The organism is Curvibacter sp. EU05-FHT14A10, from assembly GCF_058791075.1.
Window position 1 is genome coordinate 148,494 of record NZ_JBYTDE010000006.1, and the last position, 23,759, is coordinate 172,252.

Annotated in this window: 23 protein-coding genes; 8 read left to right on the forward strand and 15 right to left on the reverse strand. The window is 65.4% G+C overall.

Translation table 11 applies throughout. The annotated features are described in order from the left end of the window. Window positions 1-24: 24 nt before the first annotated feature. Genes AC3WUT_RS13415 through AC3WUT_RS13425 form a run of 3 tightly spaced genes read right to left on the reverse strand, consistent with a single transcriptional unit; the run spans window position 25 to window position 3,930 of the window. Window positions 25-2,112, reverse strand: coding sequence for an acetate--CoA ligase family protein (locus AC3WUT_RS13415; RefSeq protein WP_492347567.1), 2,088 nt, complete (start codon window positions 2,110-2,112; stop codon window positions 25-27). Between the two features lie 3 nt (window positions 2,113-2,115). Then, entirely contained in the window at window positions 2,116-2,907 is a 792-nt protein-coding gene (locus AC3WUT_RS13420) for an enoyl-CoA hydratase/isomerase family protein (RefSeq protein ID WP_492347568.1), read from the reverse strand. A 24-nt stretch (window positions 2,908-2,931) separates the two neighbouring features. After that, window positions 2,932-3,930 (reverse strand): Bug family tripartite tricarboxylate transporter substrate binding protein, encoded by a 999-nt coding sequence (locus AC3WUT_RS13425; RefSeq protein WP_492347569.1) that lies wholly within the window; start codon window positions 3,928-3,930, stop codon window positions 2,932-2,934. Window positions 3,931-4,072: 142 nt separating this feature from the next. Between AC3WUT_RS13425 and AC3WUT_RS13430 the strand changes: the two genes are divergently transcribed. Continuing rightward, window positions 4,073-4,882, forward strand: a complete 810-nt coding sequence (locus AC3WUT_RS13430; RefSeq protein ID WP_492347570.1) for an IclR family transcriptional regulator — start codon at window positions 4,073-4,075, stop codon at window positions 4,880-4,882. Window positions 4,883-4,966: 84 nt separating this feature from the next. Here AC3WUT_RS13430 and pcaF read toward each other — a convergent pair whose 3' ends face one another. From pcaF to AC3WUT_RS13475, 9 genes are all read right to left on the reverse strand, one after another. Next, entirely contained in the window at window positions 4,967-6,169 is a 1,203-nt protein-coding gene (gene pcaF / locus AC3WUT_RS13435; RefSeq protein ID WP_492347571.1) for a 3-oxoadipyl-CoA thiolase, read from the reverse strand. Window positions 6,170-6,196: 27 nt separating this feature from the next. Beyond that, complete coding sequence (locus AC3WUT_RS13440) at window positions 6,197-6,841, reverse strand: 3-oxoacid CoA-transferase subunit B (RefSeq protein WP_492347572.1); 645 nt, start codon at window positions 6,839-6,841, stop codon at window positions 6,197-6,199. A gap of 17 nt (window positions 6,842-6,858) precedes the next feature. Beyond that, a complete protein-coding gene (locus AC3WUT_RS13445; protein WP_492347573.1) occupies window positions 6,859-7,575 on the reverse strand; it encodes a 3-oxoacid CoA-transferase subunit A in 717 nt (238 codons plus the stop codon). Window positions 7,576-7,687: 112 nt separating this feature from the next. After that, window positions 7,688-8,125, reverse strand: a complete 438-nt coding sequence (locus AC3WUT_RS13450) for a hypothetical protein (RefSeq protein ID WP_492347574.1) — start codon at window positions 8,123-8,125, stop codon at window positions 7,688-7,690. A 91-nt stretch (window positions 8,126-8,216) separates the two neighbouring features. Further along, window positions 8,217-8,738 carry a carboxymuconolactone decarboxylase family protein gene (locus AC3WUT_RS13455; RefSeq protein ID WP_492347575.1) on the reverse strand — a complete coding sequence of 174 codons (522 nt, stop codon included), beginning with the start codon at window positions 8,736-8,738 and terminating at the stop codon, window positions 8,217-8,219. Between the two features lie 28 nt (window positions 8,739-8,766). After that, a complete protein-coding gene (locus tag AC3WUT_RS13460; protein ID WP_492347576.1) occupies window positions 8,767-9,729 on the reverse strand; it encodes a Bug family tripartite tricarboxylate transporter substrate binding protein in 963 nt (320 codons plus the stop codon). 35 nt (window positions 9,730-9,764) lie between these two features. Beyond that, the gene (locus AC3WUT_RS13465) at window positions 9,765-10,565 is read right to left on the reverse strand and encodes an SDR family NAD(P)-dependent oxidoreductase (RefSeq protein WP_492347577.1); all 801 of its coding nucleotides are present in this window, start codon (window positions 10,563-10,565) and stop codon (window positions 9,765-9,767) included. Beyond that, window positions 10,562-11,401, reverse strand: a complete 840-nt coding sequence (locus AC3WUT_RS13470; protein WP_492347578.1) for an amidohydrolase family protein — start codon at window positions 11,399-11,401, stop codon at window positions 10,562-10,564. The genes AC3WUT_RS13465 and AC3WUT_RS13470 overlap by 4 nt, the downstream gene beginning before the upstream one ends. Window positions 11,402-11,512: 111 nt before the next feature. Beyond that, on the reverse strand, window positions 11,513-12,397 hold the full coding sequence (locus AC3WUT_RS13475; RefSeq protein ID WP_492347579.1) for a LysR family transcriptional regulator: 885 nt from the start codon (window positions 12,395-12,397) through the stop codon (window positions 11,513-11,515). A 171-nt stretch (window positions 12,398-12,568) separates the two neighbouring features. On the opposite strand from AC3WUT_RS13475, the gene AC3WUT_RS13480 reads away from it, so the two are divergent. The 3 genes from AC3WUT_RS13480 to AC3WUT_RS13490 all read left to right on the forward strand — a co-directional run bounded on the left by AC3WUT_RS13480 (window position 12,569) and on the right by AC3WUT_RS13490 (window position 16,491). After that, entirely contained in the window at window positions 12,569-13,861 is a 1,293-nt protein-coding gene (locus tag AC3WUT_RS13480) for a cation:dicarboxylate symporter family transporter (RefSeq protein ID WP_492347580.1), read from the forward strand. Window positions 13,862-13,928: 67 nt separating this feature from the next. Continuing rightward, a complete protein-coding gene (locus tag AC3WUT_RS13485; protein ID WP_492347581.1) occupies window positions 13,929-15,527 on the forward strand; it encodes an alpha/beta fold hydrolase in 1,599 nt (532 codons plus the stop codon). A 70-nt stretch (window positions 15,528-15,597) separates the two neighbouring features. Beyond that, the gene (locus AC3WUT_RS13490) at window positions 15,598-16,491 is read left to right on the forward strand and encodes an alpha/beta fold hydrolase (RefSeq protein ID WP_492347582.1); all 894 of its coding nucleotides are present in this window, start codon (window positions 15,598-15,600) and stop codon (window positions 16,489-16,491) included. 58 nt (window positions 16,492-16,549) lie between these two features. Here the strand turns inward: AC3WUT_RS13490 and AC3WUT_RS13495 are convergent, their stop codons facing one another. After that, window positions 16,550-17,473, reverse strand: a complete 924-nt coding sequence (locus AC3WUT_RS13495) for a carbon-nitrogen hydrolase family protein (protein ID WP_492347583.1) — start codon at window positions 17,471-17,473, stop codon at window positions 16,550-16,552. A gap of 86 nt (window positions 17,474-17,559) precedes the next feature. Between AC3WUT_RS13495 and AC3WUT_RS13500 the strand changes: the two genes are divergently transcribed. Continuing rightward, window positions 17,560-18,480 (forward strand): LysR family transcriptional regulator, encoded by a 921-nt coding sequence (locus AC3WUT_RS13500; RefSeq protein WP_492347584.1) that lies wholly within the window; start codon window positions 17,560-17,562, stop codon window positions 18,478-18,480. 42 nt (window positions 18,481-18,522) lie between these two features. On the opposite strand, the gene AC3WUT_RS13505 is transcribed toward AC3WUT_RS13500, so the two are convergent. Next, entirely contained in the window at window positions 18,523-19,002 is a 480-nt protein-coding gene (locus AC3WUT_RS13505) for a DUF934 domain-containing protein (protein WP_492347585.1), read from the reverse strand. A 336-nt stretch (window positions 19,003-19,338) separates the two neighbouring features. Next, complete coding sequence (locus AC3WUT_RS13510; protein WP_492347586.1) at window positions 19,339-20,733, reverse strand: aminotransferase-like domain-containing protein; 1,395 nt, start codon at window positions 20,731-20,733, stop codon at window positions 19,339-19,341. A 378-nt stretch (window positions 20,734-21,111) separates the two neighbouring features. On the opposite strand from AC3WUT_RS13510, the gene AC3WUT_RS13515 reads away from it, so the two are divergent. The 3 genes from AC3WUT_RS13515 to AC3WUT_RS13525 are packed head-to-tail and all read left to right on the forward strand — an operon-like array spanning window position 21,112 to window position 23,752. Beyond that, window positions 21,112-21,594, forward strand: a complete 483-nt coding sequence (locus tag AC3WUT_RS13515) for an MSMEG_0572/Sll0783 family nitrogen starvation response protein (RefSeq protein WP_027474024.1) — start codon at window positions 21,112-21,114, stop codon at window positions 21,592-21,594. 20 nt (window positions 21,595-21,614) lie between these two features. Next, the gene (locus tag AC3WUT_RS13520) at window positions 21,615-22,628 is read left to right on the forward strand and encodes a Nit6803 family nitrilase (protein ID WP_492347587.1); all 1,014 of its coding nucleotides are present in this window, start codon (window positions 21,615-21,617) and stop codon (window positions 22,626-22,628) included. Window positions 22,629-22,681: 53 nt separating this feature from the next. Beyond that, a complete protein-coding gene (locus AC3WUT_RS13525) occupies window positions 22,682-23,752 on the forward strand; it encodes an MSMEG_0568 family radical SAM protein (RefSeq protein ID WP_492347807.1) in 1,071 nt (356 codons plus the stop codon). The last annotated feature ends 7 nt before the right edge of the window (window positions 23,753-23,759 follow it).

Genomic DNA, 23,759 nt, shown 5'->3' on the forward strand with positions numbered 1-23,759 from the left:
CCGCTTGGGCTGCGGCCTCGGGGGTCATGCTGCCAGCACGACCACGCCATCGGCCGCCCTCACCCCCTGGCCTTGGGGCAGGACGAAGAGGGGATTGATCTCGGCCTCCAGCAGGCGATCGCCGAGTTGGGCCGCCATGTTCGAGAACGCCACAATCGCCTCCACCAGGGCTTCGACGTCTGCCTTGGGGCGTCCGCGGTAGCCATCGAGCAGCGGCCAGGTCTTCAGTTCACGGGCCATGCTCAGGGCTTCTGTGCGGCTCAAGCCGCCTTGCGGGGGCAGCAGACGCAGGCAGGTGTCCTTGAAAAGCTCCGCCGTCACCCCCCCCATGCCCAGCAGGATGGCGGTGCCCAGGGCGTCGCGGCTGGTCCCCAGAATCAGCTCGGTTCCCCCGCTGACCATTTGCTGGACGAGAAAGCGCTCGGGCTTCTTGTGGGTGTGGGCCAGTACCTGCTGGGTCATGGACGCCAGGCGCTCGCCAATCGTGTCGGGGCTCAGGTTGATGGCCACGCCGCCCACGTCGCTCTTGTGAGTGATTTCGGCGGAGAGGATTTTCAGCACCACCCGGCCGCCCAGCTCCAGGGCCGCGCTTTGCGCCTGTGCCGGTGTGCTGACCACTCTTTCTGGTGCGCAGGGGACCCGGAACCGGGCGAACAAGACCTTGGCTTGCGCTTCATCCAGTGAGCCGCCGGGCAGGTCGTCCACGGGCACCGGCGCTGCGGCCACCGTGTTCGCATCCGACGCCTGCCACATGGTTCGGTGGAGCAGGGCGGTCAGTGCCGAGGTGCAGCTCTCTGCCGCGGCAAAGGCCGGCACACCGCGCTGGGTGAGCAGGGCCGCCACGTCCGGCGCATGGGGGCTGACGTAGGCCATGATGGGCTTGTCAGACAGGGGCAGGCAGTCTTGGATCGCGCCGGCCATCAGTTCGGGCATGGCCAGGCTGGACGAGCCAACGATGATCACGAGGGCGTCATAGCTCGGGCTGGTCAGCAGTGTCTTGATGGCGCCCCGCAGCAGATCGGGGCGCAGTCCGGCCAGGGTCACATCGATCGGGTTGCGGTCCAGCACCGCATGGTCGCCTGTTTGCAGGTCACGCAGGGCTTGTGCGGTGGCTGCATCGGGGGCCGGTGTCTCGAAACCCGCCATGCCCAGATCGTCGGATACCAGGGTCCCGGCGCCACCGGTGGAGGTCAGGATGGCTACCCGCCGGCCAGCCAGCCGGCGCCCGGTCTGCAAGGCTGCTGGGATGTCGAGCAGGTCAGCAAAGGTGTCGGCACGGATCACCCCCACTTGTTTGAACAGTGCGTCGTACATGCGATCGGCTCCTGCCATGGCGCCGGTGTGCGACACCGCGGCCTGGGCACCGGCTTCGGAGCGTCCGATCTTGAAGGCCACGATGGGCTTGCCTGCCGCCGCGGCGCGCAAGGCAGCCGCCCGAAACTTGGCCGGGTTGCGCACCGTCTCGATGTACAGGGCGATCACCTTGGTGGCCTCGTCGTCCACCAGGTGGTCGATGAAGTCGGCCAATTCGAGGTCCACCTCGTTGCTGGTCGAGATCAATTTTGACAAGCCGATGCCCCGTGCCGCGGCCCGTGACAGCAGCGACCCCAGGATACCCCCGCTTTGTGAAACCACACCGATCGAGCCCACGGGAAACGTGTCCATCTCCAGCGCACCGGTGGCCGACAGCACGATCTTGTCCGTCAGATTCACCAGCCCGATGGTGTTTGGTCCGAGCAGGCGCATGGGGCCTGCGGCCTCCAACAGTTCTTGTTGACGACGTGAGCCCACAGCCCCTGTTTCGGTGTAGCCGCTGGCCAGCACAATGGCTGCCGCGGTGCCGCGTGCCGACAACTCGCGCACGGCCAGATGGGCACGCTCCGCGCCCAGCAGCACGATGGCCACATCGGGTACTTCGGGCAGCGAGGCCACATCGGGGTAGCACTTGAGTTCACCGATGTGGCTGACCTTCGGGTTCACGGGGAAGATGCGGCCGGCATACCCGTGCTTGAGCAGGTAGGACACCGGCCTGCCTGCGGTCTTGCTGGCATCGGCCGAGGCACCGATGATAGCCACGCTGCGCGGTCGAATGAGTCGTGCGATAGCGCTCATGGGTCATTCCTTCACGGCGGATTTGGTCAGGAAGGCCTCCACCGAGGCCCGGTGCTCGGTGCTGGTGTAGCAGATGCCCTGGGCCTGGCTGCCCTGGGCGAAGACCTGCTGCGCAGTCATCTCGAAACTCTGGTTCAAGATGGTCTTGCCCAGGGCCAGCGCGGTGGCCGACCCCTGGCTCAGTTCGGTCGCCCAGGCCTGGGCTTCTTCCAGCAGTCGCTCAGCGCTTGTCTTGCGATCGACGATGCCCAGGGCCAGTGCCTCGTCCACATTCACCTTGCGGCCGGTGAAGATCAATTCCTTGGCCTTGGGCAGTCCGATGCGGCGCGGCAGGAAGTACATGCCACCGCCATCCGGGATGATGCCCCGGTGGATGTAGGACCAGCTGAAGTCGGCCCACTCGTTGGCGATGATGAAGTCACAGGCCAGCGCCGTATCGGCCCCCAGGCCCGATGCTGCGCCATTGACGGCTGCAATCGTCGGCTTGGGCATGGTGTGCAGCAGCGCTTGGGTATGGTGCACACGCTGCTGGCGCTTCCAGCCATTGAAGCCCACTTCGCCAGCGGGCGCGTTCATGCGCCGCTGCATGCCTGCGATGTCGCCGCCGGCGCAAAAGCCTTTGCCATTTCCGGTCAGCACCAAGGCGCGGATGGACGGTGTGCTGCTGACGTATTCCAGGGCCTCGATGAATTCGGAGCGCATGTCGTCGCTCATGGCGTTGCGCTTGTCGGGGCGGTTCAGTGCCAGGGTCGCAATGCCGTTGGCTTGCTGCATTTCAAGGTATTGGAAGTTCATGGGTGGGGTCCTCGAAGCTGGTTCTCAATCTGCGGTGATGTTGTTGTCTTTCACAACCTTGCGCCAACGGATCTCTTCGCGTTTGGCGTAGGCATCGAAGTCCTGGGGCAGGCCGCCTTTGATGACCAGGCCCTCGTTCTCGAGTTGCTTCTTGAAGGATTCAGTCTGTACAGCCTTGTTGGCGGCGGCATTGAGGCGGGTGATGACGTCCTTGGGCGTGCCTGCCGGGGCAAACAGGCCGTACCAACTGTCTGCCACGTAGCCCGGCACGCCACTCTCGGCAATGGTGGGCACATTGGCCAGGTTGCGGGCCTTGGACCGTGTTTCGGTGGTCACTGCAATGGCGCGCAACTTGCCGCTTTCGACCAGGTTGCCGACGGCGGAGGCCGTGGCAAACATCATGTCCACCTGCCCGCCCATCAAATCTGTGAGCGCGGGCCCGGCGCCGCGGTAGGGGATGTGCAGGATGTGGGTGTTGCTGAGGTTCTTGAACAACTCGCCCGCAAGATGCGCCGACGTTCCCGCCCCCTGTGAGGCGAACGACAGCTTGCCAGGGCTGGCTTTGGCCGCGTTGATGATGTCCTGTACGGTCTTGAAGGGGCTCTTGGCGTTGACCACCAGCACGTTGGGTGACACCCCCACCAGCATCACCGGCGTGAACGCCTTCTCGTACACATACGGCAGCTTCGACTGGATGCTGGGGTTGACCACGTGGGCCAGAGTGGCCATGACCAGGGTGTAGCCGTCGGGGGCGCTCTTGGCCACGGCATCGGTTCCGATGATGGTGGCGCCGCCAGGCCTGTTGTCGATGATCACTGATTGACCGAGGTCCTGCCCCATGGGCACGGACATCGAGCGAGCCACCAGATCCGTGCCGCCGCCGGGCGCGAAGGGCACCACGATGCGTATCGGGCGCTCAGGGTAGCCGGCCCAGGCCAGGGCGGGCACCAGGCAGGCAATGGATGCCGTGAGGGCCAGCGTCATGCTGCGTCGTTTGGCGACGCAGAACAGGGGTTTGTTCATGTCTCTTGTCTCCTTTATAGGCCCTGTGCCTGGCGTTCCGGGAGAGGGCGCACAAGCGGGCTGATGGCTTTGAAGCGTAGCTGCATGGGCTTAGAATTGCACCCACCAATTTCCAATGGTTGGAAATAATGGAGGTTCTGAGATGACGACTGACCTGCCCATGGAGGGTCGCAAGGGCCACCATGAAGACCCAGTTCTCAACCGGTCGTTGGAGCGGGGCATCGAGATCCTGCGTGCCTTTCGGCCCGGTGCGGACCTTCTTGGCAACGGCGAAATCGCTGAACGCACCGGTCTCTCGCGTGCGACCGTGAGCCGGCTGACCCAGACCCTGGTCTCAGGGGGGCTGCTTCAGCATGATCGTTCGCAGCGCGCCTACCGCCTGGCCCCTCTGGTCTTGAGCTTGGCCCATGCCATGCGTTCGGGCTCCCTCGCCATGCAGGTGGCCGCCCCGTTGATGCGCAAGACGGCAGAGCACCTTCGGATCAATGTGGGCCTGGCCGTGCCTGATCGCGATGAGATGGTCTACCTTGAGTCTGTCCGGTACAACAAGAAAGTCGCCTTGCGCAGCGTGGTCGCAGGGCAGCGGGTGCCTATCGAATTGACCTCGCTGGGGTTTGCCTACCTGTGCTCGCTGGAAAATGGCGCCCGTGAGGGCGTCTTGCAGCGCATTTCCATGCTCCGACCTTCGTCCTGGCAAGAGGCCAGCCAGCAGGTCGATCGGGCATTGAAGCATCATGAAAAACATGGCTTTTGTGTCGCCTCGTGGCAACCCGAGGTGGTGGCGGTGGCGACACCTCTTGCGGTAGAGGGGTACCAGGTGCTGGTGTTGAACATGAGCCTCTCCACCTCCAGTTCCATGCGGGAAGTTGCCAAGGAGTTTGGCCCTTGCCTGATGCGTTTGAAGGAAGAGATCGTGGCGGCCTTGGACATGACGGGGCCTGACGGCCAGTGAGAGGCGCTCTGGCTTGTGCCACCCGGTGGTGAACCATCCACACAAGCCCACGCCCCCTGGCAAGCGGCCCAACGCCGGCCAGGGTTACTGCCTCTCCAGTACCACGGCGATGCCTTGCCCAACCCCGACGCACATCGTGCAAAGCGCATACCGCCCGCCCGTGAAATGCAGACGGTTGATGGCCGTCGCCACCAGGCGCGCACCGGAGGCCCCCAAAGGGTGACCCAAGGCAATCGCACCACCCCAGGCATTGACGCGGGCATCCTCATCGCTGATGCCAAGCCCGCGCAACACGGCAAGGCCCTGTGCCGCAAAGGCTTCATTGAGCTCGATGACGTCCATCTGTTCCAACGTCAACCCGGTCTGAACGAGCACCCTCTGCACCGCGGGGGTGGGGCCGTAGCCCATGATGCGCGGGGCGACGCCCGCCGTGGCCATGCCGATCACCCTGGCCCGAGGGGTCAAGCCGTGCAGCTTGGCGCCCATTTCGCTGGCCAGTAGCAAGGCGCAGGCCCCGTCATTGACCCCGGAGGCATTGCCGGCCGTCACGGTGCCGTCGGGCCTAACCACCCCCTTGAGCCGGGCCAGCGCTTCCAGGCTGGTCGAGCGAGGGTGTTCATCGTGCTCGACCATGATGGGGTCGCCCTTCTTCTGAGGGACCTGCACCGGACAGATCTCCCGTGCCAGGTGCCCGGCTTGCTGGGCCGCCACGGCGCGCAATTGGCTGTTCAGGGCCATTTGGTCCTGGGCTTCGCGGCCGATCTTGAAATCGGTGGCTACGTTTTCGGCGGTTTCCGGCATGGAGTCCACGCCGTACAGCTGCTTCATGAGCTTGTTCACGAAGCGCCAGCCGATCGTGGTGTCATAGACCGCGTTGGCCCGCGAGAAGGCCGACTCGGCTTTGGGCATCACAAAAGGCGCGCGGCTCATGCTCTCCACGCCGCCCGCGATCATGAGCTGGGCTTCGCCCGACTTGATGGCGCGTGCCGCAGTGCCGATGGCATCCAGGCCCGAGCCGCACAAGCGGTTGATGGTGCTCCCTGGCACCGCCATCGGCAGGCCGGCCAGCAGGCTGGACATGCGCGCCACGTTGCGGTTGTCTTCGCCGGCTTGGTTGGCACATCCAAAGATCACATCGTCGATACGCGACCAATCCACCGTCAGGTTTCGGCTCATCAGCGCGCGCAGCGGGATCGCTCCCAGATCATCAGCACGAACGCTGCTGAGGGCGCCGCCATAGCGACCGAAAGGGGTGCGAATCGCATCGCAAATATAAGCTTGGGTCATGGGGTACCTTGTTCAGTGGCTTGACGATCAGGCCTGGATGGGCAGGCCGATCAGGCGCTCGAGCTCGGCGTGCGCCAGGCCCGGCACCATGTCGATCAGCTTCAGCCCCTGGGGCGTGCAGGCCAGCGTGGCCAGGTCGGTGTAGATGCGCTTCACGCAGGCCACGCCGGTGAGCGGGTAGGTGCAGGCCGGCACGATCTTGCTGGCCCCCTGCTTGGTCAGCAGGTCCATCATCACCCAGGTCTGCTTGGCGCCCACGGCCAGGTCCATGGCCCCGCCCACGGCCGGAATGGTGCCGGCCTCGCCCGTGCTCCAGTTGGCCAGGTCGCCGTTGGCCGACACCTGGAAGGCGCCCAGCACACAGATGTCGAGGTGGCCGCCACGCATCATGGCAAAGCTGTCGGCATGGTGAAAGAAGGCGCCGCCCGGCAGCAGGGTGACCGGCTGCTTGCCGGCGTTGATGAGGTCGTAGTCCTCCTGACCAGGGGCCGGTGCCGGGCCCATGCCCAGGATGCCGTTCTCGCTGTGCAGCACCACCTCGATGCCGGCGGGCAGGTGGTTGGCCACCAGGGTGGGCTGGCCGATGCCCAGGTTGACATAGGCACCGTCGAAGATGTCTTGCGCCACGCGGCGGGCGAGCTCGTCTTTGCTGCGTCGTGTGTAGGGGCTCATGTGGGATGTCCTCGGGTTCAAAGGGCGGCTTTGAAGCCACCGGCCTGAGTGGCGGTGCGCTCGATCTTCACGATGTGCGAGACGAAGATGCCGGGTGTGGCGATGGCCTCGGGGTCCAGCTGGCCCAGCTCGACGATCTCGTGCACGGTGGCCACGGTGCGTTGGGCGGCGGTGGCCATCACGGGGCCGAAGTTGCGCGCGGCCTTTCTGAAGCAGAGGTTGCCCCAGCGGTCCCCACGCTCGGCCTTGATGAGGGCCACATCGCCATGGATGGGGTACTCCAGCACATAGGGCTTGCCGTTGATCACGCGGGTCTCCTTGGGGCTGCCGTCGGGGTTCCGGGCCAGTTCGGTGCCGAAGCCGGTGGGGGTGAAAAAAGCGCCCACGCCAGCGCCTGCGGCGCGCAGGCGCTCGGCCAGGTTGCCCTGGGGAACCAGTTCGAGCTCGATGCGGCCGCTGCGGTAGAGCTCATCAAACACAAACGAGTCGGCCTGGCGCGGAAAGCTGCAGATGATTTTGCGCACGCGACCGGCCTTGAGCAGGGCGGCCAGGCCCGCATCGCCGTTGCCGGCGTTGTTGTTGACCACGGTGAGCTCACGAGCGCCATGCTCGATCAGGCCGTCGATGAGTTCGTTGGGGATGCCGGCGGTGCCAAAGCCGCCGATCAGAACGGTGGCGCCGTCCTGGACCGTGCTCAGTGCCTCGGCAACGGAGGCCGCAATCTTGTTGATCATGGATGTCTCTTCTTTGGGATGTGCCCAGGCACGAGGCTGAAGCTGGGTGGCAAGTGGGGACGGGCATGCCACGAAGGCCGCGCCACACCATGGCGGCCCCTTCGCTGAGCCCTCAGGGCGCGCGCCTGAACAGGGTTCTTTGGGTGTTGCGAAACGCAGGCCGGACCCGGTCGCTCCATGGGGTGGCCCGCACCTTCAACCAGGCCGGGCTGCCCAGCACTTCGGCGTGAATCAGGTCGTAGCAGGCAAAGTAGCGTGGCCGTCCGGACTCCTGTCGATAGCGCACGGCCCTGACGGTGCCGGGTACCGAGGCCAGGCCGGGCAGGTGCTCCTGCTCATACCAGGCATTGAATTCGGCCTCCATGTCGGGCAGCACATCGGTCTCCACCACGTAGTGAAAGCCTGCCACCTGCTGGCCAGCGCTGCCCAGCAGTGTTTGCAGGGTGTGCAGCGAGAACACGCTGTTGTTCGTGTCCTCCTGTACCCATTGCGGCAGTTCATTCAGGTAGCGGTAGCTCAGATCCTGCTCCAAGGCGTTCCAGGCGCGCACGATGGGCGTTGCAAGCCCTTGGGACGGCCATTCACTGGAGTGGGGGCGTTTGACAAGCCAGAGCTGTGACATGGGAGGGCCTTTGCCGGGTTCAGTGTTCGACGTTCAGGGCCACCAACAAGCGCGAGACCATGTTGTAGGCCGCCACAGTGGCCACCAGCTCCACCGTGCCCTGGGCGTCAAAGTGGGTCTGAATGCGCGCCATCAGAGCGGCCGGCACAGTGATGTCGCGGGTCATGGCGTCGGCCAGTTCCAGCACCAGGTGCTCCAGGGGGGTGAACACCCCCGACAGAACAGGGCTGCGGTTGGCCGCGATTTTCTCGCTGCTCACGCCGGCCTTCTCTGCGTGGGGAATGTGGGCATCGAATTCAAACGTGGCCTGGTTCAAGACTGCCACGCGCAGGATGATCAGCTCGCGCAGGTCGGCGGGGATGCTGGTTTGATTGCGCACGGCGGTCAACATGCGCTCCCACCCCGAGGCGATGGGGCCGCTGTTGAGCAAGACCTGGTACAGCAAGGAGATGCGCCCGCGCTCGGCCAGGATGCGGCCTTCGACTTCGGCCAGCTCAGGGCGGGTGCCGGGGGTGACCAGGGGAACTCGAATGTGGGTCATGGGACAGTTTCTTTCAGTCTGGCGGCGGTCAGTCGGGTTTGATGTTCTTGGCCTTGATCAGCGCGGCCCATTTGTCCGCGTCTTTCTTCTGCAGGACGGCCAGCTCCTGAGGCGTGGAGGGGGCCGGTTCGGTGCCGGCCTTCAGCAACTTGTCTCGGATGGCCGGGTCTGCCAAGGTCGTGCGCAAGGCCTTGTTGATCGCATCAACCACCTCGGGAGGGGTCTTGGCTGGCGCAAACAGGGCGTACCAATTGTTGGTGTCGATGCCTTTGATGCCTTGCTCTTCCAATGTCTTGACATCGGGAAGGGCCGGGTGCCGCTTGCTGGACGCCAGCCCCAGGGGCTTGAGGCGGCCGCCCTTGATGGCCGGCAGCAGTCCAGCCACGTCGCCAAACAGGCCGCTGACCTGGGCACCCATCAGGTCGGTGATGGCGGGCGCGGCCCCTTTATAGGGCACGTGAAGCAGCTTGGCGCCGGTGGCATCCACCAACTGTTCGATGGCCAGGTGCGGGATGCTGCCGGTCCCGGTCGAGGCGAATGGGGTGGGGCTGGATTGACGCTTGCTGTTGGCGATGAATTCGGCGGCGTCCTTCGCCGGGTTGTTCGCGTAGGTCACCATCAGCTCGACGTTGTTGGCCACCAGAGACACGGGGGTGAAGTCACGTGCCAAGTTGTAGGGCAGCTTTTCATACAAGCCGCCATTGATGGCGGCGGCCCCCACGCTGGTGAACCAGAGCGTGCTGCCATCGGCCGGTGATTTCATCACGTCGGTGGCGCCGATGGCGCCATTGGCACCGGGCTTGTTGTCCACCAGCACGGTTCGGCCCAGCTCTTTGCCCAGGCGCTCGGAGATTGTGCGTGCCACGGCATCGACCGGCCCGCCGGCCGTGAACGACACCACGATCCGGGTGGTCTTGTTCTGGGCGTGGGCTGGCCACAGGGGTGTCAGTGCCAGCAGCACCGCCGTGACGGTCATCATCTTCTTGAACATATCGATTTGTCTCTTTTTATGCGGTCATGCAGGGGTCAGTCGCAACGAGCCGTCATGCCGCCGTCGACCACCAGTTCGGTCCCGGTCACAAAGCGGGCGTCGTCACTGGCCAGGAACAGCACAGCGCTGGCCGTGTCGCGACCATCGCCCATGAAGCCCAGTGGAATGCGCTTCAGGCGCTGGGCCAGCAAAGCGTCCACGTCGCCACCGGTGCGCTGTTTGGCCAGCCGGGTTTCGACCATGGGCGTGTGCAGCTGACCGGGTACAACCGAGTTGACGCGCACACCGTCGGGGGCATGTTGAACCGCCACCACTCGCGACAGGTGGATCACCCCGGCCTTGGTGGCTGCATAGGCGACCTGGGCACTGCCCGTGAAGCGAAGGCCGGAGGTCGAAGCGATGTTGACGATCGAGCCACTCTTCTTGGCAATCAGGGTCGGCAGCACATGCTTGCAGGTCAGGAACACGCTTTTGAGGTTGATGTCGATTTGCAGGTTCCAGGTTTCCTCTGCCAGTTCAACCGGTCCGCCGGCAGCCGATCCGCCCACGTTGTTGACCAGAATGTCGATGCTGCCGTAGGTGTCGATGCAGGCCTTGGCCATGGCGGCCACGCTGTCGCTGCTGGTCACGTCGCACACCCAGGGGGTGATGGAGGCGCGGGCATCGCCCGCCAGCTCCAGGGTTTCGTCCAGGCGGGCGCGGTCACGGTCCACCGCCAGCACTTTCGCGCCTTCTTCGGCCAGGCGGACCGCGATGGCACGGCCATTGCCCCAGCCTGCGCCCACGCAGCCGGCGCCGGTCACGATGGCTACTTTGTTTTCAAATCGACGGCTCATGTCAGGTCTCCAAATTGATAAAGGCGTTCAGGGTTGCTCACCATCAGGGCGTGGCGGGCGGCTTCGCTGGGGGCGATCTCGTGGATCAGGTCCACCAGTTGTTGTTCGTCGGGCACCGGGCCGGCGTGGTTGGGGTGAGGCCAGTCGTTGCCCCACAGAACCCGGTCTCCGAACTCGTCCACCAAGGCTTTGGCAAAGGGCTGGGCGTCTGCATACGGGGGCCCCAGCCGGGTGATGCGGTCCATGCCGCTGACCTTGACCCAGAAGCGGCGGTCCGCCATCAGGCGGCGCAAGGCCTTGAAGGCCGGTTGGTCCAGGCCGAGTGAGGCGTCCAGGCGCCCGATGTGGTCGATCACCACTGGCGTGGGCGAGCGGAGAAGCGCGGGCGCCATGTCCGTCAGCAGGCTGGGGTCGCCGTGGATCTGCAGGTGCCAGCCCAGGGGCTCGAAGCGCGCAGCCAGGGCCAGAACCTCTTCGACGGGGGTGCGGTAACCCAGGTGCCCCATGAAATTGAAACGCACGCCTCGAAAGCCCGCGGTGTCGAGTCGATTCAGCTCGGCTTGTGCCACGTCAGTGGGAACCAGCGCAATGCCTCGGTAGGCCTGAGGGCGATGGCGTATGGCATCTTCTGCCGCACTGTTGTCAAAGCCGTGGCAGGCCGACTGCACGACCACGCAGCGTTGCAGACCGAGCTTGTCGTTCAGGTCATACAGCGCCTCTTTGGGCGCATCGGCTGCCGGGATGAAGCTGGCGTTGGCCGCGTAGGCAAAGGTATCCCGCGGGCCAAACACGTGGCAGTGCGCATTGCACGCCAAAGGGGGGAGGGGTGTGTGCATGCCCTCAGTGTCTTGAAGGCCGCCCTCCCGGGTAAGCCGTCGAGAGGCATATCAACTATGCGTCTTTCCTATGGCTTCTGTGCTGAGAACATGAGTTCTCGTATGGCGCGATCAGCCGCGGAAGTCCAGTTCTGTCAGTAATTTGCTGGTTTCACGGATCAAGCGATTGGCGGGCTTGGCCTTGGGCACGGCCAGCATCAAGGTGTTCCAGATTTCAGGCGGCCCGATGGGCGTGCGCGGCAGCGGCGGCCCTTGCAGTCCCAGCGCGACACCGCTCTCCGGCAGGATGGTGCAGCCTTGGCCATGGGCCACCAGGGCCAGAACGGTGTTGACGGCGCCGACCTCCGCATGCACCTTGAGCTGAACGCCTTGTGGGCGCAGCGCCGCGTCCACAAGGTTGCGGATGGCGTTGGGTGCGCTGGGCAGGATCAGGGGGTAGTCGGCCAGGCTGCTCAGGCTCACGCTCTTGGGCAGGCGGTGGCCCGGCGGCGCAATCAGCAACAGGCGCTCGCGTGAGAGCTGGGTGTAGCTCAGCTGGGGTGTGGCCGGCGGGTCGAACAAGAGCGCCAGATCGAGCCGGCCGGCCATCAGGGACTCACGTAGTGGGATGCTGAGCCCTTCCAGGATGGTGATCACAGCACGTGGAAACCGCTCTCGGAAGCGGCGCACCAAGGGCACGCTGATCCCCAGGGCGACCCTGGGCGGCATGCCGATGACGATGCGGCCGCTCGGGCTGTCACCCATGTCACGCAACTCGTCGCGTGCCGCGCGTGACGAAGCCAGCATGGTGCGCGCATGAACCAGAAGCGCCTCTCCTGCTTCCGTGGCGGTGACACCGCGCCCGGTGCGGGTGAGCAGGCGTTGCCCCAGCTCTTCTTCCAGCAGTGCGATTTGCCGGCTGACGCTGGGCTGGGCCAGATTCAATGCCACGGCAGCCCGGCTGAAACTGCCGCTTTCCACGACACACACCAGGTACTCAAGTTGTTTCAGATCCATGTTTTTTAAGTATATCTGCTATTGAAGTCATGCCCTTGTTCGATGGCTTCTCTGCTCTGACACTGCCGAGGACGTTGGGCTTGCGGCCTGGCGTTTGAGCGTGACCTTCACGCAATTTGATTCCAACAAACACAAAAGGCTTCGCCTGCCCTAGGCCGTTGCCCAGCTTTCATGAGACACCTCAAGCAACTACACATCCAGGTTTTGATTGGCCTCCTGGCGGCCGTTGTGCTGGGCCTGACCGCTCCTGAGACTGCAGCAGCCATGAAGCCGCTGGGTGATCTGTTCATCGCCTTGTTGAAGATGATGTTAGCCCCCATCGTCTTTTGTACGCTCATTCATGGCCTGGCTCATGTGCGTGACCTGGGCAAGCTGGGGCGCTTGGGAGCCAAGTCTCTGCTGTACTTCGAGGTGGTCAGCACGGTGGCCATGCTGGTGGGCTTTGTGGTGGTCAACCTGTGCGAGCCGGGGGCCGGGTTGCACGCTTCAGGATTGGAGCCCTCCAGCGCTGCCATGAAGGTGGCCAGCCAGTCGGGCTCGATTTCGGCCACTTCCTATCTGCTGAGCTTGATTCCCCACACACTGGTGGATGCCTTTGCCAAGGGCGACATCATGCAGGTGTTGATCGTGTCGCTGCTGGCCGGCTTTGCCTTGAACATGTCGGTGGGCAGCGATTCGGTGATCCTCAAGGGCATCGACGAGGCGCAGCGGGTGCTGTTCAAGATGCTCTCCTTCATCATGAAGCTGGCCCCCTTGGGTGCCTTCGGTGCGATGGCGGCGGCCATCGGCAGCTACGGAAGTGCCACCTTGCTCTACCTGCTCAAGCTGGTGCTGGTCTATTACGGCGCCTCCCTGCTGTTTGTCGTGGTCGGGCTGGGCAGCATCTGCTGGCTCATCGGCCTGTCGCTGTGGCCTGTGGTGCGCCTGATCCGTGACGAGATCCTGCTGGTCTTTGGCACCGCCTCCGGTGAAGTGGCTTTTCCGCTGCTGATCGCCAAATTAGAGCAGGCGGGCTGTGATGAGGCAGTGGTGGGCTTTGTCCTACCTGCAGGCTACAGCTTCAACCTCGACGGCACCTCGATCTATATGGCGATCGCCGTGGGCTTCATCGCCCAGGCCACCGACACGCCGTTCTCGTGGCTCCAGCAACTGGCTTTGCTGGGGGTGTTGAGCCTGACCTCCAAGGGGGGCACCACGGTGGCTGGCGGGGCCTTTGTGAAGCTGGCAGCCACGCTGCAATCGGTCAAAAGTCTTCCCATCAGCGGCCTGGGCCTGTTGTTCGGCATCGATCGATTGATGGCCACGGCCACCGCTCTCACCAACATCGTTGGCAACACTGTCGCCGTGTTCGCCATTGCGCGCTGGGAAGGCTCATTCGATGCCGACAAATACCGTGTCCTCACGGGCAGCGTGGTGCGCCGCAGCTGGCTGGGTCCCAAGGCGTCTGCCAGGCCCGCAGATTGATTCGCTCCACCGCAGCCCGGCCACGGGGCCTGGCGCGGGGGACTCGGTTAACAACAAGGAGACGTGAATGAAAAGGTACGAAGACAGACTCAAGTCCGTGGTGTGGCCCGCCTTGCTGGCCTTGGCCTCGATGGGCCATCCGGCTCAGGCGGTTGAACTGGAGGTGCTGGCGACGGGTGCCGTGTCAGGAGCCTTCAAGACCGTGGTGGCCGACTATGAAAAGCAGTCGGGCCATCGGCTGAAGATGTCCTGGGGCCCTTCGCTGGGTCAGTCGCATGAAGCCATCCCCGTGCGGATCAAAAACGGGCAAGCCCCTGATGTGCTCATCATGGTGTCCTCCGAGCTGGATCGTCTGATCCGTGAGCGGCGCTTCGCAGCTTCGGCTCGGCTCGACATCGCTCAGTCAGGGGTCGGCGTCGGGGTCAAGGCGGGCAGCCCTGTGCCAGACATATCGAGTGTCGACAAGCTGCGCCAGGCGCTGCTTGGCGCACCTTCGGTGGCGTACTCGGAAGGCGCCAGCGGAACCTACATCCAGAACGTGCTGCTCAAGCGATTGGGTATCGAGCAGGAGGTGGCATCCAAGCGCCACCTTGTGCCGGGCAAACAATTGGTGGGTGAGGTGCTGGCCGAAGGCAGTGCTGCCCTGGGCCTGCAGCAGATCAGCGAGTTGCGGGTGGTGCCAGGGGTGCACTACGTCGGCCCCTTGCCGGAGGAGGTTCAGAAGGTCTCCGTGGTGACGGCCTCCGTTGCGGCCAATAGCACGCATGCTGCGGAGGCGCTGGACTTCGTGCGCTACCTGGGTTCCCCTGCGGCAGTCGCGGCCATTGAACGCAGTGGCCTGGATCAACCGGGCGTGCCAGCCACCGTGATCGAACGCCGCCTGGTCCGCAGCGGCGCGGTGCAGATCGAGGTGCTGAGCCAGGGGCAAGGGCCTGCGATCGTGATGTTGCCATCGCTGGGGCGCTCGGTTCGCGACTTTGACCAGGTGGCTGCACGATTGGCCGCGCAGGGTTTTCGTGTGATCCGACCTGAGCCTCGTGGCATCGGTGCCAGCCAGGGGCCTCTGGAGGGCTTGACCCTGCACGACTTCGCCGCCGATGTGGCAGCGGTGTGCGATGCCGAGAAGACCGGTCCGGCCGTCATTCTGGGGCATGCCTGGGGCAGCCAACCGGCGCGCATGCTGGCGGTTGACCGACCAGACCTGGTCAAAGGCCTGATCATGGCCGCGGCTTCGGCTGGCAAGCTTCCGCCGGGCTCCACCGAGAAGCCCTATGGGCGTCTGCGCGATGCCATTGACGGCTCGGGCAACCCGGCGCTGCCGCAGGCCCAGCGCCTGCAATACCTGAAGCAGGCCTTTTTTGCCCCCGGCCATGATCCGAGCGAATGGCTGGAGGGCTGGTACGAGGCGAACCACCATGCCGAGGCCCACGCCCGCAATGTCACGCCCATCGACCGCTATTTTTCGGGCGGCAGCACCGCCCCCATCCTGGATCTGCAGGGCGAATTCGATGCGGTGGTGGTCAAGGATGTGATGAAGGCGTATTTGGGTGATCGGGTGCAGGTCGACGTGGTCAAAGGGGCAGGCCACGCCATGTTCCCGGAGCGACCCGCACAGGTCTCCGAGGCCGTGGCCCGCTTCGCACGCCAGGTGAACGCTGCCCACTGAGCGCGCGCCCATCTTTTTCCATCCTCGCCCTGGCCACTGCTTAAGAGGCCGGGGCCCTTGAAAGCCAACCATGAAAATTGCCAAACTCATTCTTCTCTCTGGCTTGATTGCCTGGTCCGCCTGCAGCATGGCCGCCGATGTGGCGGCCACTGCTTTGCAACACAAGGTGATCGAAAATGGCCCTGTTCGCATCGAAGTCACCGAACAAGGGCAAGGCCCTGCCATCGTGATGCTGCCCTCGCTGGGCCGATCAGGCCGTGACTATGACAAGGTTGCCGAACTGCTGGCCTCCGAAGGCTTTCGCGTGCTGCGGCCTGAGCCCCGCGGCGTCGGCCAAAGCCAGGGCCCCATGCACGGCTTGACCGTGCATGACTTTGCCGCCGACGTTGCCATGGTGATCGATGCCGAGGTCAAGGCCCCGGTGGTGGTGGTCGGTCATGCATGGGGCAACTTCGCGGCCCGCATGCTTGCCACAGACCGCCCCGATCTGGTGGCCGGGGTGGTGGTGGCCGCAGCTTCCGCAGGCAAGGTGCCGCCGGGGTCCAAAGAGCTGCCTATCGGCCCTGAGATGCGCAAGGCGATCGACGGCCCCAGCAATCCAGCCTTGTCTGAAGAACAGCGCCTGGAATACCTGAAGATCGCCTTCTTCGCCCCGGGCAACGACCCCAGGGTCTGGTTGGGTGGTTGGCACGAGGCCACCCATGAGGCGCAATCGCATGCCCGCAACGTCACCCCGGTGGACGATTACTTTGCTGCTGGTTCCGCCCCCATCCTGGATCTGCAGGCCGAGTACGACCCCGTGGCCCCGCGCCGGTTTTCGAACGTCCTGAAGTCCATGCTGGGCGACCGGGTGACCATCGTCGTGATCAAGAACGCCAGCCATGCCTTGGCACCTGAGCAGCCCCAGGCCATGGCGGACGCGATTGCCGACTTTGCCAAGAAGGTGTTTTCGGCTCGCCGTTGACGGGTGCGCCTTCACATGTCGTCTGCGTTCTGTCGTCCGCAGGCCACAACCCCGGTGCTCAAGCCTTGAACACCACACTCTGCCGCGGGCGCTCGTCCACCGTCAGCGAGAACACGTCCGGCCGCGCGTAGTGGCCCACCACATCGAAATCGTAGCGGGCGCGGGTCAGTTCGGTGGTGTCGATCTGGGCCACCAGCAGGCCGGTCTCGTGCTGGAGTGGCCCGGCCAGCACGTCGCCCAGAGGGCCCACGATCATGCTGTTGCCGCCGATCAGGGGCAGATCGGGGTCCCAATGGGGGGCGTTCACGCCCAGGGCCTTGGGTGAGGGCTGCACCTGGCAGGCGCTGATCACGAAGCAGCGCCCCTCGTGCGCGATGTGCCGCATCGACGACTGCCAGATGTCGCGCGCGTCCACCGTGGGGGCGCACCAGATCTGCACGCCCTTGGCGTACATGGCGGTGCGCAGCAGGGGCATGTGGTTCTCCCAGCAGATCACGGCACCGACACGGCCTGCGGGCGTGTCCAGCACCGGCAGGGTGGAGCCATCGCCCTGGCCCCAGATCAGCCGTTCGGTACCCGTGGGCATGAGCTTGCGGTGCTTGGCCACCAGTCCGCCCTCGGGGGCGAAGAACAAGGCGGTGCAATACAAGGTGTTGCCTGCGCGCTCGATCACGCCGATCACGATGTGGGCCTGGCAGCGCTCGGCCAGGCCGGCCAGGGCCTCGGTTTCGGTGCCTGGCACGTCGATGGCGTTGTCGTAGTAGCGCTCAAAAGCCTGGCGGCCTTCGGGCAGGCGGTAGCCCAGGTAGGTGCCAAAGCCCTCGCCCTTGGGGTAGCCGCCCAGCAAGGCCTCGGGCATCACCACCAGGCTGGCGCCGGCGGCGCGGATGGCGTCTTCATGCGACAGGATCTGCGCCAGGGTGGCGGCCTTGCCTTCGGGGTGGGCGCCGATTTGCAGCGCGGCAACCGTGGATCGGGTCATGTGAACTCGCTTTCGAAACAACAGGGTGATTGCGTCATCGTCGGCCTTTGGCGATCATCAATCAACCGATGATCAGACAAGCTGATATGAACGACATGAATATCGACAGCGTCGACCTGAACCTGCTCAAGGTGTTGCAGGCCTTGCACGAGGAGGGCACGGCCGGCCGGGCCGCCATCCGGTTGGGGGTCACGCAATCGGCCGTCAGTGCGGCGCTGGGCCGGCTGCGCGCCCTGTATGGCGACCCCTTGTTTGAGCGCACCGGCCGTGGCCTGCGCCCCACGCCCAAGGCCGAAGAACTGCGCCCCCTGATTGCCGAGGCCCTGCAAAAGCTGCGGCAAAGCCTGGCCCTGGCCCAGCCCGGGGGCGCCAGCTTGGCCGGGCGCACCGTGGTGCTGGGCCTGTCAGACGACCACGAGATGGCCCTGGGGCGCCGGCTCATCGACCGGCTTCAGCAGGCGGCGCCCGGCCTGCGCCTGGTGCTGCGCCAGACCCACAGCGGCTTGGCCGCCGACATGCTGATGGACCGGCGCATCGACCTGAGCCTGGGGGCCGGCACGGGCAGCTCGCGCACCCTGGCGCGCCAGGTGCTGGGCACCGGCCGCTATGCCTGCGTGATGGACCTGGCTCAGGCCCCAGCAGGCCATTTGGGGCTGGACGAGTACCTGCGCCGGCCGCATCTGCTGATCTCGTCGGGTGGCTTTGTGGGGGTGGTCGATGAAGCCCTGGCGGCCCTGGGCCACAGCCGGCGCATCGAGGCCTCCACCACCCACTTTGCGGCCTTGCCTCACCTGCTGCGTGGCAGCACGGCCCTGGCCACCCTGCCCGAGCACGCGGCCCGCGCCTTGGCTGCCCTGGGGACCTTGGTGTGTGTGCCCTGTCCGATCGAGCTGCCCCGCTATTCCATCGAACTGGCCTGGCGCAGCAGCAGCCTGCGCGACCCGGCGCTGCAGTGCTTGAAGACCCATCTGATGGATGTGGCCCAGGGCCTTTACGGGCCCGCCTGAGCCCGGGGCCTTGCCGCCGCGCCGCAGGGCGGCGCGCGCATTTCAGCACTCCAGGCTGGGGGTGGGCATGGAAAAACTGTTGAAGCCGCAGCGATGCAGGTAGAACAACTGCGCCCCGGTGATGGGCCCGAAGGCGCGCAGCTCCCCGCCAAACTTCAGCGAGGCCCTCAGGTGGTTGGCCGCGCCATAGCACCAGTCTGAATCCGGGCCACCGATCCGCAGGGCCACCAGGGGCAGCGCCGCCAGGGCCGGCGCATGGGCCTCGAACTGTTGCTGGCTATCGACCCAGACGCCGATTTGCGACAGATCCAAAGAGGTTTCGCCGAGCAGTTCGCGCCACATCGGCAAAGGCAGGATCAGGCGCTTGTCGGCGGGCGTCGAGATCAAATCGTCGGGCTGGTGGATCAACAGCCAGGGGTCGTCGATCCACATCTGGTTTTGCTGGCTGACCAGAAGAACCTGGGGGTTCGGCGCCGGGCTGGCTGGCTTGGCTTGGATGTCTGCGTATCGTTGTGTGGGCATGCACCGTAGTTTGGCTACACCTGCCCTGAGGCAGCCGCATCAGAAATCGGAAACTTTTCAGGATCAGTTGGCCACCACGGCGTGTGGTGCGCACAGCGCGTCGATGCAGGGTTGGGCAGGGCGTCCAATTCAGCATCGTTCGACCGTCCAAATCAACATTGAAGCAGCGTCCAAATCGACATTCAAGGGGCGTCTGGATCGACAAACAACCATCCTCCAGGTCGTTCCAAGGACCAGCCAAGGAGCGAGCCAACTCGGCCCTGTTTGGCGCAAAGGCAGGCCCATTCAGCGCCTTTCAGCACCTGAACGCCTCGAATCCCCTCGAATCGCCTCGCTTCACGCCGAGGGTGGCGGCAGTGCCTGGTCCAGCACGGACGACAGCAGGCGCAGCGCCTGCTGCAGGTCCTCGCGACCGATCGAGCCGCCCAGGCACAGGCGCAGCGCGGGCGGTGGGTCGGCGTCGGTCGAGAAGGCGGCGCTGGCCACGCAGGCGATGCCCTGGGCACGCAGGCTGGTGGCCACGTCGATCGGGTTCCAGTCTTCGCGCAGCGGCAGCCAGACATGAAAGCCCTGCGGGTCGGCCAGTGCGCCGTGCTCGGCGAGGTAGCGCTGGGCCAGGTGCTGGCGTGCGGTCGACTCTTCGCGGATCGCCGCCAGCATGGCCGGCGCTGCCCCGGTCTGGATCCAGCGTGTGACCAGGGCTGCGGTGAAGGGTGAGCTCATGACCGTGGTGGCGCGCAGCGCACCTGCCGTGCGTTGCAGCAGGCGCGGGTTGAGTGTGCAGAGGTAGGACATGCGCAGCCCCGCACCCAGGCTCTTGGACAGGCCGGCGATGTAGTAGGTCAGCTCGGGGGCCAGGCTGAGCAGGGTGGGCAGGGCCTGGGACTGCAGCTTGCCATAGGCATCGTCCTCGATCAGGGGCACGCTGTAGCGGGTGGCGATGTCGGCGATCTCGCGGCGCCGCTGCAGGCTCATGGTCACGGTGGTCGGGTTGTGGATGTTGGGGTTGCACACCAGGGCGCGAGGCTGCATGGTTTTGCAGGCGTGTTCGAAGTCCTCGGCGCTCACGCCTTCATCGTCCAGGGTCAGGGCCTGCAGCTTCACGCCCAATTGGGCGGCAATCACCTTCATGCCGGGGTAGGCCAGGGCTTCGACGCAGAGCACCTCGCCAGGCCGGCACAGCAGGGTGATCAGGGCCAGCAGCACCCCGTGGATGCCCGGGCCCACAAGCACCTGTGCGGCATGGCAATCGGGCACATGGCTGCGCAGCCACAGCGCGCCCGCATCGCGCGCCTCGTTGCTTCCGCCGTAGTCCTGGTAGCGCATCAGCTCGTAGTAGCCGTGCGAGCCGCCATTGGCCAGGGCTTCACCGGCCTGCTGCTGCATCTGCTGCACCAGGGCATGGGCCACAGGCTCGGGTGGCAGGTTCATGGTCATCTCGGCGCTGCTGCCCGAGCGCAGCGGCAGGCCAGGGATGCGGCCACGCACCACCGTGCCGATGCCCACATGCGAGTCGATCAGACCCCGGCGCTTGGCTTCGCCATAGCCCCGGGCCACGGTGGTGTAGTTCAGCTTGAGCAACTGCGCCATGTCACGCAGGGTGGGCATGCGCTCGCGCGTGCTGAGCTCGCCGCGCTGGATGTCTTCGGCGATCAGCTCGGCCATCATCAGGTAGGCCGGTCGGCTGTCCTGGCTCAGGCGCTTGCGCCAGCGGGTGGCGTTGATGGGCATGGGGGGCTTTCTGAGGGCGGGGGGGCTGCCGGATTGATTGCATCAAGCATGCCACGCGGGCCGGGCCATCGCGCGCCAAGGCCGCACCAAAGCTGCTGACTCGGGGGGGCGGCTGATCGCCTTTGGTGCCGGGCTGGCCAATGATGGAGTGCATTGATCGCACGGCCAATCAAGGCTGTTTCGGGGTCTTCAGGCGGGGTTTCGCGGCTCGGAGGGGGCCTCCATTTTTTTGCAGGCGCGCCGGGGCAATGCACAGGCGCTTGATCGCAGATTGATCGCATCGGCCAGGCCCAAACGGGCATGTGGCCTGCAATGCAGAAGGCAGACACGGGGCATTCAGCCCGGTGTCTTCCCACCAACCCTCCATGGAGCAGCGCTATGCCAAAAGTCACCCAACCCGCCCACCAGAAAGGCGATTTTCTTGTCGACTACGAAGAAAAAGTCTTTGAAGATGTGAAGGCCGCCCCCGGCGAAAAAGCCCTGGTCACCTTCCACACCGTGGCCTTTGAAGGTTCGATCGGCTTCGTCAACCTGCTGCAGGCGACCCGGCTGCTGCGCAAGGGCTTCGAGACCTCGGTGCTGCTGTATGGGCCCGGCGTCACCCTGGGCCTGCAGCGCGGCTTTCCCACCCTGGGCGACGAGGCCTTCCCGGGCCATCAGAACCACAACAACCAGCTCATCAAGTTCATGGCCGAAGGGGGCAAGGTCTATGCCTGCCGCTTTGCGCTTCAGGCTTTGTATGGCCACGGTGAGGGCTCGCTGATTCCGGGCATCCGCCCCATCAGTCCGCTGGATGTGCTCGACATCAAGCTGCTGCACCGCAAAGAGGGGGCCTTGATCATCGACACCTGGACGGTCTGAGTCGAGCAGGGAACACCACCATGACCCAAGCTCGAACCGTCCGTGCCGCCGCCGTCCAGATCGCTCCCGATCTGGAGACCCCCACCGGAACGCTGGACCGGGTCTGCAATGCCATCGATGAGGCCGCCCGCCAGGGCGCCGAGCTGGTGGTGTTCCCCGAAACCTTTGTGCCGTACTACCCCTATTTCTCGTTTGTACTGCCACCCTGCCAGCAAGGCGCACCGCATCTGCAGCTCTACGAGCGGGCCGTGGTGGTGCCCGGCCCGGTGACCCAGGCCGTGGCCGAGCGCGCCCGCGCCCGTGGCCTGGTCGTGGTGCTGGGCGTGAATGAGCGCGACCACGGCAGCCTCTACAACACGCAACTGATCTTCGATGCCGACGGTGCCCTGAAGCTCAAGCGCCGCAAGATCACCCCCACCTACCACGAGCGCATGGTCTGGGGCCAGGGCGATGCGCAAGGCCTGCGCGTGGTCGACACAGCCGTGGGCCGTGTGGGCGCCCTGGCCTGCTGGGAGCACTACAACCCGCTGGCCCGCTATGCGCTGATGACCGAGCACGAAGAGATCCACTGCGCCCAGTTCCCGGGTTCGCTGGTGGGCCCCATCTTTGCCGAGCAGATGGGCGTGACCCTTCGTCACCACGCGCTCGAATCGGGCTGCTTCGTGGTCAACGCCACCGGCTGGCTGACCGATGCCCAGATCGAGTCCGTGACCCCGGATGTGAGCCTGCAGCGCGCGCTGCGCGGCGGCTGCCACACCGCCATCGTCTCGCCCGAGGGCAAATACCTGGCCGAGCCGCTGACCGAGGGCGAGGGCATGGTGATCGCCGATCTGGACCTGGCCCTGGTCACCAAGCGCAAGCGAATGATGGATTCGGTGGGCCATTACGCGCGCCCTGAGTTGCTGAGCCTGGCCATCAACCGGCGCCCGGCCCAGACCCACTTTGAGATGCCGGGCACCCAGCCCATCTCGTCCGCGACCGCTGCGGCGCCTGCAGGCGATTCCGCGCCCGTTTCCACCCTTGTCCAGGAGTGAATCCCATGAGCCCTCAAGCCGCCTTGATGCCCGCGCCGGACACCCGGCACCTGATGAGTGAGCTGCAATCGCTGGGTCTGCGCCTGGTCGATACATCGGCGGGCGTGGCCAGCCGACGCGGCGGTGCCGGCCCCTCCGATCACAAGGCCGTGACGGTGGACGGCCACACCATCATGGTGCCGGTCCACACCTCGACCGCCTGGACCTCGCCCTTCGTGGCCCTGGCGCCGGATGCCCAGGGGCGCAGCGTGATCACCCGCGACGCGATTCCGATTGCCAGCATCAGCTTCCCCAGGCAACCGCGCTTTTATGCGCTGCAGACGCTGGACGGCGTGCCTTACTCGCACATCGCCACGCTGCATGGCGCCGATGTGCTGGCCACCACCGTGCTGCAGACCTGCATCCGCTACGAAAGCCGCAAGAAGACCTGCCAGTTCTGTTCCATCGGTCAGTCGCTGGCGGCAGGCCGCACCATCGCGCGCAAGACGCCCCAGCAACTGGCCGAGGTGGCCCGCATGGCGGTGCTGCTTGACGGTGTGAAACACATGGTGCTGACCACGGGCACACCCAACGCCACCGACCGGGGCGCGGCCCTCTTGTGCGAGAGCGCCCAGGCCATCAAGGCCGCGGTCGACCTGCCCATCCAGGGCCAGTGCGAGCCACCTGACGACGATGCCTGGTTCGCCCGCATGAAGGCGGCCGGCATCGACACCCTGGGCATGCACCTGGAGGCGGTCACGCCCGCGGTGCGCGAACGCATCATGCCCGGCAAGGCCTCGGTGCCGATTGCGCGCTACCTGAGCGCCTTCGAGGCTGCCGTGCAGGTCTTCGGCCGGGGCCAGGTCAGCAGCTACATCCTGGCCGGGCTGGGCGACAGCCGCGAAGCCATCCTGGACATGAGCGCGCGCCTGGCTGCGCTGGGGGTCTACCCCTTCGTGGTGCCCTTCGTACCCATCAGCGGCACCCCGCTGGAGAGTCACCCTGCACCCAGCCCCGGGTTCATGCGCTCGGTACTGGAGCCCCTGGGCCACATCGTGCGCGAGGCCGGCCTGCGCTCCACCGACATCAAGGCGGGCTGCGGCAAATGCGGCGCCTGCTCGTCGATGTCGGTCTATGAGTCCTGAACCCGTC

Coding starts and splice junctions, on each gene's coding strand:
- AC3WUT_RS13415 (WP_492347567.1), bottom strand. CDS start 2,112: ATGAGCGCTATCGCACGACTCATTCGACCGCGCAGCGTGGCTATCATC.
- AC3WUT_RS13420 (WP_492347568.1), bottom strand. CDS start 2,907: ATGAACTTCCAATACCTTGAAATGCAGCAAGCCAACGGCATTGCGACC.
- AC3WUT_RS13425 (WP_492347569.1), bottom strand. CDS start 3,930: ATGAACAAACCCCTGTTCTGCGTCGCCAAACGACGCAGCATGACGCTG.
- AC3WUT_RS13430 (WP_492347570.1), top strand. CDS start 4,073: ATGACGACTGACCTGCCCATGGAGGGTCGCAAGGGCCACCATGAAGAC.
- pcaF (WP_492347571.1), bottom strand. CDS start 6,169: ATGACCCAAGCTTATATTTGCGATGCGATTCGCACCCCTTTCGGTCGC.
- AC3WUT_RS13440 (WP_492347572.1), bottom strand. CDS start 6,841: ATGAGCCCCTACACACGACGCAGCAAAGACGAGCTCGCCCGCCGCGTG.
- AC3WUT_RS13445 (WP_492347573.1), bottom strand. CDS start 7,575: ATGATCAACAAGATTGCGGCCTCCGTTGCCGAGGCACTGAGCACGGTC.
- AC3WUT_RS13455 (WP_492347575.1), bottom strand. CDS start 8,738: ATGACCCACATTCGAGTTCCCCTGGTCACCCCCGGCACCCGCCCTGAG.
- AC3WUT_RS13460 (WP_492347576.1), bottom strand. CDS start 9,729: ATGTTCAAGAAGATGATGACCGTCACGGCGGTGCTGCTGGCACTGACA.
- AC3WUT_RS13465 (WP_492347577.1), bottom strand. CDS start 10,565: ATGAGCCGTCGATTTGAAAACAAAGTAGCCATCGTGACCGGCGCCGGC.
- AC3WUT_RS13470 (WP_492347578.1), bottom strand. CDS start 11,401: ATGCACACACCCCTCCCCCCTTTGGCGTGCAATGCGCACTGCCACGTG.
- AC3WUT_RS13475 (WP_492347579.1), bottom strand. CDS start 12,397: ATGGATCTGAAACAACTTGAGTACCTGGTGTGTGTCGTGGAAAGCGGC.
- AC3WUT_RS13480 (WP_492347580.1), top strand. CDS start 12,569: ATGAGACACCTCAAGCAACTACACATCCAGGTTTTGATTGGCCTCCTG.
- AC3WUT_RS13485 (WP_492347581.1), top strand. CDS start 13,929: ATGAAAAGGTACGAAGACAGACTCAAGTCCGTGGTGTGGCCCGCCTTG.
- AC3WUT_RS13490 (WP_492347582.1), top strand. CDS start 15,598: ATGAAAATTGCCAAACTCATTCTTCTCTCTGGCTTGATTGCCTGGTCC.
- AC3WUT_RS13495 (WP_492347583.1), bottom strand. CDS start 17,473: ATGACCCGATCCACGGTTGCCGCGCTGCAAATCGGCGCCCACCCCGAA.
- AC3WUT_RS13500 (WP_492347584.1), top strand. CDS start 17,560: ATGAACGACATGAATATCGACAGCGTCGACCTGAACCTGCTCAAGGTG.
- AC3WUT_RS13505 (WP_492347585.1), bottom strand. CDS start 19,002: ATGCCCACACAACGATACGCAGACATCCAAGCCAAGCCAGCCAGCCCG.
- AC3WUT_RS13510 (WP_492347586.1), bottom strand. CDS start 20,733: ATGCCCATCAACGCCACCCGCTGGCGCAAGCGCCTGAGCCAGGACAGC.
- AC3WUT_RS13515 (WP_027474024.1), top strand. CDS start 21,112: ATGCCAAAAGTCACCCAACCCGCCCACCAGAAAGGCGATTTTCTTGTC.
- AC3WUT_RS13520 (WP_492347587.1), top strand. CDS start 21,615: ATGACCCAAGCTCGAACCGTCCGTGCCGCCGCCGTCCAGATCGCTCCC.
- AC3WUT_RS13525 (WP_492347807.1), top strand. CDS start 22,682: ATGAGTGAGCTGCAATCGCTGGGTCTGCGCCTGGTCGATACATCGGCG.